Genomic DNA, 15,774 nt, shown 5'->3' with positions numbered 1-15,774 from the left:
TTTCTGGCAGTTGACCACTAATTTCAGGCGGCGTCGGCATTCGTGGCTGCAGCCACGTAAGGCTTCACCATCTTCTTGGGATCGACGATGCGATCGAATTCCGTCTCGCTCACGAAACCAAGCTTTAACGCGGCCTGCTTCAGCGTAAGATCGTTGTCCATGGCATAGTGGGCGATCTTCGACGCCTTGTCGTACCCGATGACTGGCGAAAGCGCCGTCACCAACATCAACGAGCGCTCGACGTACTCATTGATCTTCTTCAGGTTCGGCTTCGTGCCCTCGATGAGGAACTTGCGGAAATTGGAGCAGCCATCCGCCAGGATGGTGATCGAGTGCGTGATGTTGAAGATCATCAACGGCTTGTAGACGTTCATTTCCAGGTAGCCCCCGGCACCGCCGAAGCCGACGGCGACATCGTTGGCCATCACCTGCACCGCGATCATGGTGAGCGCCTCGCACTGGGTCGGATTGACCTTCCCGGGCATGATCGAAGACCCAGGCTCATTCTCGGGAATATCCAGCTCGGCAAATCCGGCCCGCGGTCCGCACGACATCAAGCGGATGTCATTCGCGATCTTGTAGAGCGAGACCGCCACCGTCCGCAGCGTTCCGGAAAGCTGCACCAGCGCATCGTGCGCGCCCTGAACTGCGAATTTATTTGGTGCGGGGACGAATGGCAGACTGGTCAACTTTGCAATCTCGGCGGCGGCCGCTTCGGAAAATCCAGGCGCCGAATTGATGCCGGTGCCTACCGCCGTGCCGCCGAGCGCCAGCCGATACACGCCGAGCAGCGCGGATTCGATCCGTTCGAGGTCATCGGACAACATCCCGGCATAGCCAGACCATTCCTGCCCCAACGTCAGCGGCGTCGCGTCCTGCATATGGGTGCGCCCGATCTTGACGATGTCGTCCCAGGCTTTGGCCTTGATGTCTATGGCATCGCGCAGGGCGGCCAGCGCCGGAATGAGGCGCTGCTTTACATTGACGGCGGCGGCGATGCACATCGCAGAAGGGAAGGAATCGTTCGACGACTGCGCCATGTTGACGTGGTCGTTGGGATGAACCGGCGTGTGGCTGCCAAGCGCTGTGCCCGCGAGTTGGGAGCAACGATTTGAGATGACCTCGTTGACGTTCATGTTGAACTGGGTGCCGCTTCCGGTCATCCACACATGCAACGGGAACATGTCCTGGTGGCCACCGGCCAGGATTTCATCGCAACTCTGAACGATAAGCCTGTATCGCTCATCGTCGAGCCGCTTGCTTGCATGGTTGGCGATGGCTGCGGCTTTCTTCAGCGTCGCATAAGCCGCGATCATCTCTCGAGGAATGAGATCCTGGCCGATACTGAAGTGCTCCAGGGAGCGCTGCGTTTGCGCACCCCATAGCTTGTCTACGGGCACCTCCACGACGCCAAGGCTATCAGCCTCTTTTCTTGTACTGGCCATCTGAACTCTCCTTTGGCTACAGCAGAAGGGAATGAGAGAACTTCGCTTCGCCACGTTGCAGGCTTGCACTCGTCAGCTTGGAAAGGCTGCAACGCCGAGGCGCTCGGTCACGCCCCTTGCAGTCGCGGGCGGCGCGCGTTGTCCGATACGCGAAGTTCGCGTCGGTTTGGGTAGATCCGTCACTTGCCGGACGGATGGAGCGGGCGCGACACACGAGATCGACTTGGCACTGAATCAACTCGCTGAGCCCCGATGCTTGGGATTGTGTATCGGTATCCGCGTCCGTGGAAGTGAAACGGCTGCAGTCACCAGATGCACATGCCGCATCTGTCCCACATAAGTATTAGGTCGCCGCGCGGCCGAGGTTGGCCAATCGCTACATTTGCGCCGTCGCGCAAGCTTAGTCGCCAACGGGGCAAGCGGACGCAGCCTTCGTCACGCCACGCCAACGGATTTGTGAATACGTGACCTAGATCGCGCCGATATCGCGGAGACAGGCTTGCGCCAGCGTCATGCGGTCGGCGACATGGCGCGGCTCGGGGCAATCCATGTTGAGCGCGAACACGGTTTGCACCGATCCCTTCTCGGCCCAGCCGACCAGCCAGCCGAGCGAGCCGTGCTCGCGGTCGGTCAGCCCGGTCTTGGCGCGGATGACGGCGTCGCCGACTTGCGTCACAGGCAGGATGTCGCGCACCAGCTCCTGGCTGCGCTTGGAAACCGGCAGCACGCCGCGCCGCAAGCGGTCGACGAAATCGACCTGCTGCACCGGATCGATACGCAACTCGCCACTCACCCAGAACGTATCAATGCCGCCGCCGATATTGCGGTTGCCGTATTCGAACAGGTTGACATATTTCTGCATCCGCTCCTCGCCGATGCGGCGCGCGATCTCCTGGTAGACCGGAAAGGCCGAGACCGCGATCGCCGAGCGTAGCGTGTGGTCGCTGTTCCAGGCCTCGTTTGCGCGCTTGATGCCGTCCCATTTGAACACGTCCTTGTCGGGGTCCTGCACCACCCCGGTCTCGATCGCGATCAGCGAATTGGGGATCTTGAAGGTCGAGGCCGGCAGCCTGCCCTCGCCCGAGCGCTCCGTGTCGCTTGCGATGATCAGATAGTCGTCGACCTTGTAGCCGACGAAAGTGCCGCGCGTTCCCTCGTCCCTGAAGTGTTGGGCAAGGCCTTCGCGGATCTCACTGTTCATCGGAGCGATGTCGGCAAAGCCCTTCGACGGCAGGATGCTCGCAGCCGCCAGAAGACCGAGCGCATGACGACGATGGATCAATTGTGACCTCCGCCAAGCTAAGAAGAGCGGCCGGACGATGCGGACGCGATCATGGTGAAAGCATGGCCGAGGAAAGCAGGCTTAGTGCGCCGGCCGCGTGAGCCTGAGCACGAACACCAAGACCTCGGCGACGGCCTTGTAGAGCTCGACCGGGATCTCGTCGCCGATCTCGACATTGGAGAGCGCGCCTGCCAGCACCTCGTTCTCCTCGATCGGAATATCATGGGCCTTGGCGACCTCGATGATCTTCTTGCCGATCGCGCCCTTGCCCTTGGCCGTGACGCGCGGCGCACCCTTGCGGTCATAGTGCAGCGCGACCGCGAGCTTGGGCTCGGTCCTGGTCTCCTTCTTGGCTTCCTTGACCTCGATGCTCATAGCGCGCGATCCAGGAAATAGCCGGCTTTGGCCGGGGCAGGCTGAGGCGGGGTGCCTTCGCGGATGATGATGTCGCCGGGAACAAGCTCGGCGCGGCTCAGCGCCTGGCTGAGCTCAAAGGCGCCGGCGCGCAAGCGGGCCGCGGTGTACGGCCGCTCGGCCCACATCCGCACCGAAGTGCGCTGACCGCTATAGGTGACCAGCGCATGCACGGGTCCAGCCGGCTCGACGTCCAGCGTGAAACGCGCGCGCCACACCCGTTTGGGGGCCTCCACCTCGTTGTTGCTGCTGCCGTCGCGCGAGATCTCGAACTGCGCCATCGCGGTGCCCTGCTGGGTCGCGAACGGGATCTCGAAATTCCAGCGCGACATCGCCGCCTCGGCGCGGCTTTCGTGTGCGTCGGCGCTTTGAGGAAGCGAGGCGACCTGCAGCAGCGTCTGTCGCGCCAGCGCGGCATCGGTGTCCTCGAGCAGACGACGGGCGACGGTCGCGAGCGGCGCGCCCGGTGGGATCGCGCTACCTGCCACCGGCTGCGCTGACGGCAGCGCGCCGCGGATCGGCGGCGGCGGGGTCAGCGTGCGCAGCGTCACGTCCTCGGCTCGCCCGTCCGGCAGGATGATGGTGGTCTGGGCATTGCCGCCGGCGCGCGGAATCTCCTGCAGGGATTCCTGCAGGAGGTTCAAGACGGTCGCGGCGGTCGCCGAGCCGGGCTCAAGGCCCTGCAGCGCTTCCGAAAACAAGCCCTGCGGATTACCCGCCGCGGCACCCTGGAACAGGCCCTGCGGCGAAGCGAGCTGCGGCGGCAGGGACCCGCCATGCGGAGCGCCGTCGGCCTCGGGCGTAGGCCATGGCGCCAATGGCGGCGATGCCGTCGTGTTCGCCGTATATTTTGTCGGACCGGCCTGGGTGCTTGCCGCGGCAGCCGGTGCGCTAGCCGGGCCCTCGGCCTCCACCACCGAGACCAGCGCCTGGCGGAGCACGATCAGCGCAGCCTTCAGGTCGGGAACGCCGCCGGCCTCTGCCGGCGCCTGCGGCGCGGCAAGCAAGGCCTCCAGAAACAGTCCGGATTTCTGAAATGCCGCCTGGATGTCGTCGCCGGACAAGCCAGGCTCGAGGCTCGCCTGCTGCGCCAGCACCCGCGTCATCGCCTCCTGCAATGCCGGCGGCAGGTTGCTTGAGACGGCCGCAGCCGCGAGGTTGGCAAACAACGGGCTCAGGCTCTGCTGCCGCGTCGCAGCCGTCTCGGATTCCATCTCTACCGCCATGCGCTGCAGCGGTGTCAGCGGATCGTCGAATGTCGTCGCGCCCGGCAGGATCAGGCTGGTCGCATTGACCTGCGCCGCCGATGAGAGGTTGACATAGTCCGCGGTCGCGCCGGCCGTACCCGTGCCGGCGGCCTCGCCCAGCCCCTGCCCGACAATGGTAAGCCTGACGCCGCCATCCTGGGTCTGCGATACCGCAAGCTGCAGCGTCTGGCCCGCGGTCAGCGGGACTTCGGTGAGCACGTCCATCGCCAGGTTGGCGATGGCGATCTGCACCAGGCTCTCGGCGGCCTTCAGCACCGCAGCATCGACCACAGTGCCCGGCAACAGCACCGGCCCGCCGGTTGCGGCGGTTGCGCTCTGGGCGGCAATCACGGGAAGCGTCGGATTGACGGATAACGCCATCGGTACTGGTACTCGGAACTCTACAGTCCGAGACATTAGGCGAGCAGCGTAAACCCCGGCTTAACCGCGCTGCCCGGCCGCCTCACCCATGACGCTCAATATCCGCGCCGCCGCGCGAAAATCGACCGAGCGCGCCGCGCGGCGCTCGGTCGCCTCCTGGTCGGCGCCCCACTGCTCGGCGTTCCAGTCCTCATCGACATGGGCCGCAGCCCAGACCGCATCGGCGTCGAGTAGTCCACGCGAAAGCGCGAGCGCAAGCAGCGCAGAGCCGGTCAGCGTGGTCACCACATGGAGTGCGGCAATCGACCAGGGATCGCCGGGCAACGCCGCGCGCGCAGCCGCAACCGCCTCATCCGGTTGGCGCACATGCACGATGCCCTCGGCGAGGATGAAATGCGCGCCGAGTTCATCGGCGGCCCAGAACAGCACGGGGTCCCAGCGTTTTGCCTCGCGCGCCACCAGCCCCTCGGGATGGCCGGCACGGTAGAATAAAAGGTCCGAGTTGAAATATTTCGCGACATCGCTCGCCACCAGCTCCACCCGGTCGACCACGGCCTCAACCACGCTGTTGGCAAAGCGCGTCATCGGCATGGTGAGGGGATCGATGGTCTCCGTCTGCGCCTCCCATTCGGCCGCGACGGCCTGCGCAATCTCGCGGGAGGGAATGGCGACGATGCGCCCGGAGGGCGTGCGGATCGGCCTGCCGTCCAGCTTGACCGTAAAGCCGCCACCTTCCGCCTCGCCCACCCCAACGCTCGCATAGAAGCGTTTGCGCTTGGGCGCGCGGGCGGACCGCCGCGCCGCCTCCTGCGGGTCGAGCGGCGACTGGCCGGCCACCTCGTCAAACAATTCGCGCATCGGCTCCTGGCTTCCCTTACAGCTTCCTTTGGTCGCGGAAATCCCGTGCGGATTATGATAAATAGGGCGCCGAATAAAGAGGGACCAGCTTGCTAAGGCTCCTTCCGGTCAGCCTGATCCTCCTTGCCGCTCTCGGGGCACCGTCCGCCGGGGCCGGGTTCCGCTCGCCGGAATCGCTGGTGCGCAATGTCTATGCTCATTACGGCCGCGGCGCGCCGGAACTCTCCCACGGCCTACCGCGGGACATCGACACGGCCAGGAACTTCTTCGATCCGAACCTGCGGGTTGCCTGGACGCAGATCAAGAACGAGCCCTACGATTTTCTGGTGCAGAGCCCGACCTGGCAACTCTCGGGCCTCTCCATCTCGGTCCTGCGCAAGCAATACGACAAGACCTATGTCTCGGTCGGCTTCAATAACCAGGGCCGGCCCGTCACGCTCAATTTCATCCTGGTCAACAGCCCCGAAGGCTGGCTGATCACCGACGTCGAAAGCCCGCATGACTCGTTGCGGATGTTTCTGGAGCAATTCAAGAATTGATCAGGCATCCCGCCTTTAGCCTTTCAACCGGCGCACCGAGATCACAAATTGACATTGACGTGTCGTGATGGCGCCCAAGGAGGCGATATCATTCTCGCGTCGCCAGCTTGCTTGTCGCTGTGAATTGAACAGCAGCTGCAATCGCACTCGAAACCAGGAGACATCGAATGTTTATCGCAATGAACCGGTTCAAGGTCGTCAAGGGCTCTGAAGCGGCCTTCGAGCAAGTCTGGTTGTCGCGCGACACTCATCTCGACAAGGTCCCGGGTTTCGTGGAGTTCCATCTTCTCAGGGGACCGGAAGCTGACGATCACACGCTGTATGCGTCGCACACGGTGTGGCAGAGCCGTGCTGCCTTCGAAGCGTGGACCAGATCAGAGGCGTTCCGCGCAGCACATCACAAGGCTGGCGATAACAAGCCGCTCTACCTTGGGCACCCGCAGTTCGAGGGATTCGAGACTATCCAGGCTACCCGCAGCAGCAAGTCAGCGGTCGCGTAACATCGACCACTCGCTCGCCGATGGGCAGATGAGTCTTTTGGCGACAGTAGCCGCCACGGGCGACGCGCTGCCGGTCCGATCCCGAGCGAGCGGCCAATCGGGACCAGCGGCTGCGCTCGACCATCAGGCGATTGGATTTGAAGCGGGCCTGCTCTGCCCTCTTGAGCGAGTTGAGGTCAGCCTTGGTTGTTTCCAGGTTTTACCGGTCGACGAGGCTGGAAGCCGCCGCATCACCACGTAATGCACTACGACTTTACCGGCGCAGCCACGCGTGATGTACCGCTCCGCTTCAGCGCCGCCGACCGATCTCAACGCATGGCGTAGGCCAGGCCAAAGCCGATTGCCGCGACCAGCCCGAGGCCGACCAGCCAGCGCTCGTATCTCTCGATCAGCATGAGAAACTGCTGACCCCAGAACACCGCAAGCGCCGTGACGATGGCGAAATGCAGGGCACGGCCGATCACGGTGGCGATGGTGAAGGTCAAGAGATTCATCGACGCGACGCCGGCGGCGATCGCGATGAATTTGTACGGGATCGGCGTGAAGCTTTTGGCGATGATGATCCACGTCCCCCACGCCTCGACCATGTGCTGATAGCGCTCGAAATGCTCGGCCTGTCCGTACATGTCGACAAGCGTTTGTCCGACCGCCGCCCAGGCGAGATGGCCGATGCCATAGCCGACGAGGCCGCCGATCGAGGCTGCGACAACGCAAACCACCGACAGCACCAGCCACCGGTCCGGCCGCACGAGCAGCATAGGCACCAGCAAGAGATCCGGCAGCACCGGCAGCACGCTGGAGTCGGCAAAGGCGATCAGCGCCAGCAGGCCGACACCCCAGTTGCTGTTGGAAAAGGCCTCGGCGCGGCGCAGCCAGACTTCGCGGTTGTGAGACAATAGCGACATTTGGGGTCCGTTAGCCCGGCTTGGAAGGGGTCGCAAGACCGACGCTATCACGCCTATGATCGCCTACGGATCAGGATTTTGCGACATGTCTAACGACGACCCAGTTGACAACTGGATTGATCGTTGCGGACCGACCGCCGCAGATGGCAAAATTGCCTTAAACAGCGCGTCACGTCAGCCTGCGTGACTGATCGTGAACCAAGAAGAAAGTTGTCCGGGATGAGTCCGCTGTCCGCACTGCCACGCCGTGCCGTAGGTCGTACCCAACTTCAGGTCTCAGTGTTGGGGTTTGGAACGGCGCCGCTCGGTGACCTCTTTCTCCAGCTCGACGACCGCATCGCCATCACCACCGTGGAGCGTGCGTTCGAGCTCGGCATCAACCTGCTCGACACGTCTCCGCTCTATGGACACGGGCTTGCCGAACACCGCTGCGGCACCGCAATCAGGCGCGTGCCGCGAGACCAGATCGTGCTCTGCACCAAGGTCGGGCGCTGGATGGACCCGCTTCACGGTGCAGGCGACCATTCCGGTTTTGTCGGCGGGCAGCCGCACCGCGCCGTGGTCGACTATTCCTATGACGGCACCATGCGCTCGGTGGAGCAGTCGCTGCTGCGGCTGGGCACCGACCGGCTGGATCTCTTGTTGATCCACGACGTCGACATCTGGACTCATGGCCGTGACGCGATCGAGGACCGGTTTCGCGAAGCAATGGCCGGGGCCTATGTGGCGCTGGATCGGCTGCGCAGCGAGGGCGTGGTCGCAGGCATTGGGGTCGGCGTCAATGAGGCCGAGATGTGCGTGCGCTTCGCGCAGACCGGATCCTTCGATGTCATGCTGCTCGCCGGCCGCTATTCGCTGCTGGAGCAACCTGCGCTGAAAGAGTTTCTGCCGCTTGCCCAGCACCGCGGCATCGGCGTGCTGCTCGGCGGCGTGTTCAATTCCGGCATCCTGGCGACCGGCGCGGTCAGCGGCGCCAAGTACAATTATCGGGATGCGCCGCCGGACATTCTGGCGAAAGTCGTGCAGATCGAGCGCGTCTGCGCGGCCCATGGCGTACCCTTGCCGACGGCGGCGCTGCACTTTGCCCTGGGTCATCCCGCGGTTGCGAGTGTCGTGCTGGGCGCGCAGAGCCCGCAGGAGGTCGAGCGCAATGTGGCCGCGCTGGCCACCGACGTGCCGGCGGCGCTGTGGGCCGATCTGAAGGCCGCGCAGTTGCTGGAGGCGGACGCACCCGTTCCGGGATCTCGCTGATGCGGATCGACGCGCATCATCATGTGTGGACCCTGGCGCGCGGCGATTATAGCTGGCTGACCCCTGCCCTGGCGCCGATCTACCGTGACTTTCACCTGTCGGACCTGGCACCGCATCTCGCCGCGGCCGGCATTGAGGGTAGCATCCTGGTGCAGGCCGCGCCGAGCGAGGCGGAGACCGAGTTTCTGCTCGACGTCGCTGAACAGGCCGATATGGTCCGCGGCGTGGTCGGCTGGATCGATTTTGATGCACGGGATGCCCTCGCCCGCATCGATGCCTTGGCGGCACGAAAACTCCTAGTCGGCCTGCGGCCAATGGTGCAGGACATTGCCGATGACGATTGGCTGCTTGGTCCGCATCTGGCGCCCCGGTTCGCGGCAATGGCGGCACACGGGCTCGTCTTCGATGCGCTGGTGCTGCCGCGCCATCTGCCGCGGCTGCTGGATGTCGTCGGTCGCCATCAAGAGCTGCAGTTCGCGCTGGACCATTTTGGCAAGCCGGGGCTCGCCACCGGCGAGATCGCGGATTGGCGCGGCGATATCGCGCTGCTGGCCAGGCGCCCCAATGTCGTCTGCAAGCTGTCGGGACTGGTGACCGAGGCGGCCAAGGAGTGGCGGGTCGCCGATCTCCGGGACGCGGTCGAGCACGCGCTCACCTCCTTCGGGCCGCACCGCATGCTGTGGGGAAGCGACTGGCCCGTGGTCAATCTGGCGGGCGGCTATGAAAAGTGGCTCGCCGCGGCCGAAACCCTGCTGGCCGGTCTGTCTGCCGACGAGAAGGCCGCGGTCTTCGGCGGCAACGCGGCGCGCGTCTATCTCGCAAAACGGGGCCGACGGGCGGCGTGATGCTCCCTACTTGCCTGCACCCGTGGTCAAGCCGCTGACGATATAGCGCTCGAGGAATATCCCGACCAGAACCAGCGGAGCGATCGCGGCCGTCGAGAGCGCTGCCATGGACCACCAATTGATGCCTTGCGAGCCGGTCTGGCTTGCGACCATCACGGGCAGCGTCTTGGCATCCGTGCTCGTCAGCAGCGCGGCAAAAAAGTATTCGTTCCAGCACAGAACGAGCGAGAGAATGAAGGCAGCGGCCATTCCAGGTACCGCAAGTGGCAAAATGATGCGCAGGAATGCCCCCCAAACTGAAAGGCCATCCACGAATGCGGCTTCATCGAGCTCGATCGGAATCGAATTGAACTGATCGCGCATGATCCAGATGACGATCGGCAGTACCGTCAAGGTATAGAGCAGGATCAAGCCAAATCGCGTGTCAAGCAGTGCCAGCGCCTTGTAGAGAACCAGGAACGGCAGGGCGAGCACAACCGGCGGCAGGATGAGCTGCGACATGAAGAAGAACAGGATATCGTCATTGCGCATCCAGGCGAACTTGTAGCGAAACCGGCTCAAGCCGTACGCGGCGAGCGAGCCGAGCACCAGCGCAAGGAGAGATGCGCCGACTGACGTGATGACGCTGTTCTCGAACCGGCTCATGAACTCGTCGCGCGGATTGGAGGTTCGCAGGATGGAATCGGGCGACAGACCGATCGAGCGCCAGCCTTTCCAATCGGGCTGAAAGTCGAGCCAGGGGATCAAGTGACCTTGGGTCACGTCGACCGCCGACTTGAATGAAGTCGAGACCGTCCAGTAGATGGGAAACAGGCAGACGAAGGCCCAGAACAGCAGCGCGCCATAGATCAGCATGCGGCCGACAATATGCTTCGCACGGCGACTGCCACGGCGCTTGCGGACGGTTGCGGATGCCGAGGTAAGCGTGGACAAGTCAGCAACTCCTCAAATCATGGCCCGTGCGGGCACACGCCCTCATGCGACCTTCTGCATCCTGCGGCTGGTCAGACGCAACAGCACGCTCAGGAAAACGATGATCAGGAGCAAATAGAAGATCGCCAGTCCCGTGCCGTATCCGACATTCGATCGATCGCGGTAGACGCGGTAGATGAAGCTGGACACCGTGTCGGTGGCGCCGCCCGGACCGCCCGCGGTCACGTTGATCACGATGTCGGCGAGCTTCAATTTGAAGATGATGCGGATGATCAGTACGGTGATGCTAACCGGCAGCATGATCGGGAAGGTGACGTGCCAGAACGACTGCCAGCCGTTGGCGCCATCGACCTTGGCAGCTTCCAGCACTTCCTTGGGCAGGGCCTGCAGCCCGGCGAGCAGGATGATCATGATGAAGGGGATCGAAACCCAGGCATCCATCGCATCGATGCTCCCGCGTGCGATCCAGGGATGGGCGAAGAACGCCGGATTGTCCCAGCCGAGCGAGCGCGCCAGCGTCGCTGCCGGCCCGAAGCGATACTCCATCAGCGACTTGCCGATCATCCAGCTCACCGCGACGGGGCTCAGCATCAGCGGCAACAGGAAAACGACCCGGAAGAATTTCCGCGCGCGGATGTCCGTGTTCAACAGCAAAGCCAGCCCAAACGCGATGGCATATTCGGCAAGCACGGCCAGCGTGTAGAATAGCATGTTGCCGAGCGCGTTCCAGTAGTAGGTGTCGTTGAACAGCGCGATGAGATTGTCGAGACCGTTGAAATGCGGGCCCTCGAGCGAAGAAAGATTCCAATCGAGCGAGGCGATGTAAAACCCGAACAGCGTCGGGAAAATCACCACCGCGATGGTGAACAGGACGGCCGGCAGCAGAAACAGCGCGCGGAGGCCGCGTTCACCCCGGATCATGACCTGGCCGACGCCGAGCGCGATCGACCAGAGCAGATAGGCGTAGAGGATTGGGCGCCAATCCGTGAAACCGGCCCGGATTGTTCCCGTCGTGTGCAGGATCTGAACGAGGAGGACGAACAGGCCGCCCAGCGAAGCGATGGCGACGAGCGCGCGTCCTGCAACCTTCCTCCTGGCAAGGTTGGGCCGCGGTGCCGGCTTATGGTGTCCGCCATCCGCAACGGCTGCTGATATCTGCATCAAGGTGACTAACCGATCCTGACTGCCTGCCGACGAGGCCGGCCGGCGATAGCCACGGCTGGCGCCGCGAACGGCGCCAGCCACAAGTCCGATGATCCGCCGACAAGCCCGGCCTGGAAGGCTAGACGCCGAGCGACGCCTTATAAAGCGCGATCTGCTTGTCGCGACCGATCTGGTCGGTCAGTTTTTCCCAGGCCGCGGCGATGTTGTCAGCGCCGGTCTGTGCGTTGGACTTGCCGGCGAAGATCTTCGCCAACTCGTCTTCCGCGATGCTGTAATACTGGAAAATGCCGGGAATGCGCGGCTCGACCGCCCGGTTCGGATGATTGTAGGAGCCGAGCTGCGAGTTCAGATAAGACGTGATGTATTTCCTGTCGTAGCCGGCCGCCACCCATTCATCGATCTTGAAATGGCTGGCGCGGTGGACCTGGAAGCCCGACGGATACATCACGGTCCAGAGCGACAGGTCCTTGCCGCCGATATGGGCCGCCGCGCTCCACGCCGCCTTGTGCTTTTTCTCGTCGCCATTGACGCGCGCCATGACATAGATGCCCCAGCCGAGATAGGCGCAGTTCGGCGCATGGTTCGGCCCGCTCGCGAGCTTGTCCCATTTGCCGGTCTTGGCGTTGTAGACATCGTCCGACCCGGGCAGGATGTCGAAGCCGACGACGTCGCCAACCACGGACGTATCGCTCGCCTTCGCCACCTGGCCGATATCGCCCCACCACGGAATCATCGCGCCGATGCCGGCGAGGAATTGCTGGAAGCCGGTCGTGTTCGGATCGGCGTTCAGCTGGTCGGCAGGCTCGGACGGCAGCGCATCGATGACATCCTGAATGGCGCGCACCCAGGCCGGATTGTTGATGCGGGGCTTCATCGTGTCGACGTCGAACAGCCATGCCTTGTCGTCCGGATGCTTGGCGTAAGCCGTCGCGCGGCTGCCAAGGAAATAGAAGCCGAACCCGCCCCACGGCTTGGGCGCATCGAGATAGCCGTAGGCGTTCTGGCCCTTGAATTTCTGGCCCTTGAGGAATTTGGTCACGGCCTGGACCTGCTGCCAGGTTTTCGGGACGCCCCACTCGCCCGGATTGCCGGCGTCCTTCCAGGCCTTGGCGAGGCCGGCGTCGGAAAAATAGTCGGTCCGGTAATTGAAGTTGTGGCAGTCGCCGTCGATCGTGACGCGATAGGTCTTGCCGTTCCAGGTGCCGACCGGAGGCTTCAGGTAATCGACATAATCTTCAATATCGATCTGTTTCTTGACCCAGTCCGGCATCTCCGAAGCGAGGCCCTTGCCGCACACGTCGCCCTCGAACGGCGCGCCCATTTCGAGAACGTCGAAATCGACCGTGCCGGTCGCAATCGCCTGCTGCAGGCGCGGATTGTAGTCGGCCTGCGCGAGGTCGATCCAGGAGATTTTCGCGCCGGTATAGGCCTCCCAGGGCTTCAGGAAGCCGCGGAACAGCAGGTTATGGAGATTCTGGTTGTTGAGTCCCATGAAGGAAAGCTCGACGCCCTTGAACTCGCCCGCCTGAACGTTCGCCTTGGTGGGTCCGAGACATAGCTCGCCGACCTTCTGCCAGTCGGCGTCGGTGGGCGCACCTTTGCCGATGCCCGGAATCTGCGAGATCTGTGCGCGCAGGCCGTCCTGCGCCAGCGCGGGCCCCGTCAACGCGCCGAGCCCGGCGGTGGAACCTAGGGCGGCAGCACTCACCGCGCCCTTGAGCACGGTGCGCCGGTTGGGTCCTGCAGGGGAATGCCGATCGAACTCTTGATGTGTCATCACGAAACCTCCCTCTTTTGTCTTTTTGGTGTTTTCGTATTCGTCGCCGACTGAGCACCGTACCAGGGCATGCGCTCGCGGACTTGTTGCGCCTTCCGCGTTGTCGGGTTTGCGCGATGCGGTAGGAGGTGTGACAGAGGCCTGCTTCAGTATGCAACAGCTTCAATCGAAGTCAACGACAGCGGGCAAAGTGGTCCTGTTTGCAAGCACGAGCGCAGCGCACGGCCTGTGCGCCCCGCGTGAAAGCGCCATGTGCGTCCTTGTCGATGCAGCCGGATGAGCTCAGGTCGCGTCGGGCGCTATGACCCCTTTCTTGAAGACAAAGCAGCCGTAGAAGCGGCGCTCGCCGGTCTGCACGACACAGTAGGCTTTCTTCGCAAGCTCATAGAAGGCAAAGCGCTCGATCGAGCCCATCGGAAAGGGGCGGCCCTCGGCCGCATCGATCTCCCGCTGCACCTCGAGCTGGACGGGAGGAATCTCGTCGGGCTGGCCGACGATTTCCATTCGAAGCGCAGGCTGGTCGACAAAGGAATCCAGCGGCAGCACCGACAGGATCGCACGCGCCGCGCGAGAAGCCGGAACGTTATCAATGCGAAGCAGCTGCCCCAACACGGTTTGACGGGCAACCGCATCGGCCGGGAAATTCGTATCGCAAAGCACGAGGTCGTCGCCATGACCCATGGCGCGCAAGGCGTAAAGGACGTCCGCATTCAGCATTGGATCAATCGATTTGAGCATGCCGCCGCTCCCCTCCAGAACTCGCCGGACTTTCCTTCTGGGGTGTCCGGTTCCATTGATGCTGCTCGATCGCTGCCGAGTATAGGCTTGGGAACGGTCTGGACAAGGCCCGGCGGCCATGACAGCTCCTCAACCCCAGGTATATGCGCCGGTACAGCCCTTACATGCTGATATTTTTGGCACGATCGATAACCTTTCCAAAATGTGAGTTGATGGATGAATTCCATCGAGCCAATGCTGCCAGTGGGATTCCGGGCTGTTCACGTGACTCTCGGCAGACGTTTCAATGGCGAGAGCCTGCTCATGTTGACGAAAGATATCGCTGACGCGCTCGGAGCATCCCTGATCGGGGATGGCGCAGTGGACATTACGCGCATCGTCCATCCGGACGATGCCGAGCACGACTCCGATCTGGCGGTTGCAATCTTCTCCGATGCGGTGACCACGCTAGACAGCACCTGGGCCAGGGCAGCCGTCGTATCAGCCAAGCGCATGCCGGTCCCGGACAGGTTCGCAAGCCTTATCGTTATCGGGCAAGGCCGCACGGCTCTCGCCATTCTCACGGCCCTGTTCGATCGCGGGCCCCCGCGCGAGGCAGGTGTGCATCCGACCGCCGTGATCGCACCGGACACCGAACTCGGCACCGGCGTGAGCGTCGGGCCTTTCGCTGTGATCGGGCCAGCTTCGAAAATCGGTTCCGGGACGACAATTCTTTCCCATGTCTCCGTGGGAGGCGGTGTCGTCATCGGCCACAACGGGCTGATCCATTCGGGCGTGCGCATCGGCGACCGCGTGGTGATCGGCGATCGCGTCATCATTCATTCCAACGCCGTCATCGGGGCAGACGGCTTCAGCTTCGCGCCGGAACTCGGGCCGCGCATGCCCTATTCTTCGGATCTTGAGCTCAAGCGCGTTCATTCGCTGGGCACTGTTCTCATCGGCCATGACGTCGAGATCGGCGCCAATACCACCATCGATCGCGCAACGCTGCGCGCAACGCGGATCGGGGATGGCACCAAGATCGACAATCAGGTTCAGATCGGACACAACGTGGCGATCGGGAAAAGCTGCCTGATCTGCGCGAAGGTCGGAATCGCCGGAAGCGTGACCATCGGCGATCGGGTCAGGATCGGCGGCTGCGCGCGGATCACCGACCACGTCACGATCGGCACCGAAGCTATCATTGGTGGCGCCTCCGGAGTTTTCTGAGCTATGGCCGAAACTGGGTGATGACGGGTTGAGAGAGGCGGCGTATCGAGGCGGGTGTCGAGCCTGCCAGAACCTCAAGGAGAGCGATACGCCATGACCGAGACTACCAACGTTTTTGCTTTTCGTCAGCCCTCCGCGGTTGACGATCCACTGACCGATATCCTCCGCGCCGGGGCGCGCGACCTGCTCGCCAGGGCGGTCGAGATCGAGGTCGACACGTTTCTGGCCAGCACGTCCGAGCTGACACTGCCCGACGGCCGGGCCCGGCTGGTCCGGCACGGCTGTG

Annotated in this window: 15 protein-coding genes and 1 pseudogene; 6 read left to right on the top strand and 10 right to left on the bottom strand. The window is 63.2% G+C overall.

The annotated features are described in order from the left end of the window. Nucleotides 1-23 precede the first annotated feature (23 nt). From fumC to A3AI_RS0133655, 5 genes are all read right to left on the bottom strand, one after another. The gene (gene fumC / locus A3AI_RS0133675; protein ID WP_024519772.1) at nt 24-1,445 is read right to left on the bottom strand and encodes a class II fumarate hydratase; all 1,422 of its coding nucleotides are present in this window, start codon (nt 1,443-1,445) and stop codon (nt 24-26) included. 469 nt (nt 1,446-1,914) lie between these two features. After that, on the bottom strand, nt 1,915-2,727 hold the full coding sequence (locus tag A3AI_RS0133670; protein WP_024519771.1) for a penicillin-binding transpeptidase domain-containing protein: 813 nt from the start codon (nt 2,725-2,727) through the stop codon (nt 1,915-1,917). 81 nt (nt 2,728-2,808) lie between these two features. Beyond that, complete coding sequence (locus A3AI_RS0133665; RefSeq protein WP_024519770.1) at nt 2,809-3,102, bottom strand: EscU/YscU/HrcU family type III secretion system export apparatus switch protein; 294 nt, start codon at nt 3,100-3,102, stop codon at nt 2,809-2,811. Continuing rightward, nucleotides 3,099-4,769, bottom strand: a complete 1,671-nt coding sequence (gene fliK, locus A3AI_RS0133660) for a flagellar hook-length control protein FliK (protein WP_024519769.1) — start codon at nt 4,767-4,769, stop codon at nt 3,099-3,101. The genes A3AI_RS0133665 and fliK overlap by 4 nt, the downstream gene beginning before the upstream one ends. A gap of 60 nt (nt 4,770-4,829) precedes the next feature. Continuing rightward, nucleotides 4,830-5,627, bottom strand: a complete 798-nt coding sequence (locus A3AI_RS0133655) for an ATP12 family chaperone protein (protein ID WP_024519768.1) — start codon at nt 5,625-5,627, stop codon at nt 4,830-4,832. Nucleotides 5,628-5,716: 89 nt separating this feature from the next. Here A3AI_RS0133655 and A3AI_RS0133650 point away from each other — a divergent pair, with 89 nt between their 5' ends. Then, nucleotides 5,717-6,166: a hypothetical protein gene (locus A3AI_RS0133650; protein WP_024519767.1), complete on the top strand. Its 450-nt coding sequence runs from the start codon at nt 5,717-5,719 to the stop codon at nt 6,164-6,166. Between the two features lie 167 nt (nt 6,167-6,333). Then, a complete protein-coding gene (gene hmuQ, locus A3AI_RS0133640) occupies nt 6,334-6,666 on the top strand; it encodes a heme-degrading protein HmuQ (RefSeq protein WP_024519766.1) in 333 nt (110 codons plus the stop codon). A 308-nt stretch (nt 6,667-6,974) separates the two neighbouring features. On the opposite strand, the gene A3AI_RS0133635 is transcribed toward hmuQ, so the two are convergent. After that, on the bottom strand, nt 6,975-7,571 hold the full coding sequence (locus A3AI_RS0133635) for a YqaA family protein (protein ID WP_024519765.1): 597 nt from the start codon (nt 7,569-7,571) through the stop codon (nt 6,975-6,977). Between the two features lie 219 nt (nt 7,572-7,790). Between A3AI_RS0133635 and A3AI_RS0133630 the strand changes: the two genes are divergently transcribed. Together A3AI_RS0133630 and A3AI_RS0133625 are read left to right on the top strand one after the other, a co-directional pair. Beyond that, nucleotides 7,791-8,822: an aldo/keto reductase gene (locus tag A3AI_RS0133630; RefSeq protein WP_024519764.1), complete on the top strand. Its 1,032-nt coding sequence runs from the start codon at nt 7,791-7,793 to the stop codon at nt 8,820-8,822. Then, a complete protein-coding gene (locus tag A3AI_RS0133625) occupies nt 8,822-9,667 on the top strand; it encodes an amidohydrolase family protein (RefSeq protein ID WP_245287013.1) in 846 nt (281 codons plus the stop codon). The genes A3AI_RS0133630 and A3AI_RS0133625 overlap by 1 nt, the downstream gene beginning before the upstream one ends. A gap of 6 nt (nt 9,668-9,673) precedes the next feature. On the opposite strand, the gene A3AI_RS0133620 is transcribed toward A3AI_RS0133625, so the two are convergent. The 4 genes from A3AI_RS0133620 to A3AI_RS0133605 form a co-directional block, all read right to left on the bottom strand. Beyond that, nucleotides 9,674-10,534 carry a carbohydrate ABC transporter permease gene (locus A3AI_RS0133620; protein ID WP_051382607.1) on the bottom strand — a complete coding sequence of 287 codons (861 nt, stop codon included), beginning with the start codon at nt 10,532-10,534 and terminating at the stop codon, nt 9,674-9,676. 108 nt (nt 10,535-10,642) lie between these two features. Next, nucleotides 10,643-11,761 carry a carbohydrate ABC transporter permease gene (locus tag A3AI_RS0133615; protein WP_024519761.1) on the bottom strand — a complete coding sequence of 373 codons (1,119 nt, stop codon included), beginning with the start codon at nt 11,759-11,761 and terminating at the stop codon, nt 10,643-10,645. Between the two features lie 121 nt (nt 11,762-11,882). Further along, nucleotides 11,883-13,541 carry an ABC transporter substrate-binding protein gene (locus tag A3AI_RS0133610; protein ID WP_024519760.1) on the bottom strand — a complete coding sequence of 553 codons (1,659 nt, stop codon included), beginning with the start codon at nt 13,539-13,541 and terminating at the stop codon, nt 11,883-11,885. Between the two features lie 282 nt (nt 13,542-13,823). After that, nucleotides 13,824-14,279 carry an RbsD/FucU family protein gene (locus tag A3AI_RS0133605; protein ID WP_024519759.1) on the bottom strand — a complete coding sequence of 152 codons (456 nt, stop codon included), beginning with the start codon at nt 14,277-14,279 and terminating at the stop codon, nt 13,824-13,826. A 303-nt stretch (nt 14,280-14,582) separates the two neighbouring features. Here A3AI_RS0133605 and lpxD point away from each other — a divergent pair, with 303 nt between their 5' ends. Together lpxD and A3AI_RS43955 are read left to right on the top strand one after the other, a co-directional pair. Continuing rightward, entirely contained in the window at nt 14,583-15,488 is a 906-nt protein-coding gene (gene lpxD, locus A3AI_RS43960; protein ID WP_198030289.1) for a UDP-3-O-(3-hydroxymyristoyl)glucosamine N-acyltransferase, read from the top strand. A 93-nt stretch (nt 15,489-15,581) separates the two neighbouring features. Beyond that, nucleotides 15,582-15,774: pseudogene (locus A3AI_RS43955) on the top strand (IS256 family transposase); the annotation flags it as partial.

The sequence above is a fragment of the Bradyrhizobium sp. Tv2a-2 genome, assembly GCF_000472425.1.
Taxonomy (GTDB): domain Bacteria; phylum Pseudomonadota; class Alphaproteobacteria; order Rhizobiales; family Xanthobacteraceae; genus Bradyrhizobium.
The sequence above is the reverse complement of the archived record's forward strand: the minus strand, read 5'-3'. Positions and strand labels throughout refer to the sequence as shown.

Excerpts from the sequence above, each read along its gene's own strand:
- A3AI_RS0133665 (WP_024519770.1), bottom strand. The coding sequence starts at position 3,102 with ATGAGCATCGAGGTCAAGGAAGCCAAGAAGGAGACCAGGACCGAGCCC.
- A3AI_RS0133655 (WP_024519768.1), bottom strand. The coding sequence starts at position 5,627 with ATGCGCGAATTGTTTGACGAGGTGGCCGGCCAGTCGCCGCTCGACCCG.
- A3AI_RS0133630 (WP_024519764.1), top strand. The coding sequence starts at position 7,791 with ATGAGTCCGCTGTCCGCACTGCCACGCCGTGCCGTAGGTCGTACCCAA.
- A3AI_RS0133625 (WP_245287013.1), top strand. The coding sequence starts at position 8,822 with ATGCGGATCGACGCGCATCATCATGTGTGGACCCTGGCGCGCGGCGAT.
- lpxD (WP_198030289.1), top strand. The coding sequence starts at position 14,583 with ATGTTGACGAAAGATATCGCTGACGCGCTCGGAGCATCCCTGATCGGG.
- A3AI_RS0133615 (WP_024519761.1), bottom strand. The coding sequence starts at position 11,761 with ATGCAGATATCAGCAGCCGTTGCGGATGGCGGACACCATAAGCCGGCA.
- A3AI_RS0133610 (WP_024519760.1), bottom strand. The coding sequence starts at position 13,541 with ATGACACATCAAGAGTTCGATCGGCATTCCCCTGCAGGACCCAACCGG.
- fumC (WP_024519772.1), bottom strand. The coding sequence starts at position 1,445 with ATGGCCAGTACAAGAAAAGAGGCTGATAGCCTTGGCGTCGTGGAGGTG.
- hmuQ (WP_024519766.1), top strand. The coding sequence starts at position 6,334 with ATGTTTATCGCAATGAACCGGTTCAAGGTCGTCAAGGGCTCTGAAGCG.
- fliK (WP_024519769.1), bottom strand. The coding sequence starts at position 4,769 with ATGGCGTTATCCGTCAATCCGACGCTTCCCGTGATTGCCGCCCAGAGC.
- A3AI_RS0133605 (WP_024519759.1), bottom strand. The coding sequence starts at position 14,279 with ATGCTCAAATCGATTGATCCAATGCTGAATGCGGACGTCCTTTACGCC.
- A3AI_RS0133635 (WP_024519765.1), bottom strand. The coding sequence starts at position 7,571 with ATGTCGCTATTGTCTCACAACCGCGAAGTCTGGCTGCGCCGCGCCGAG.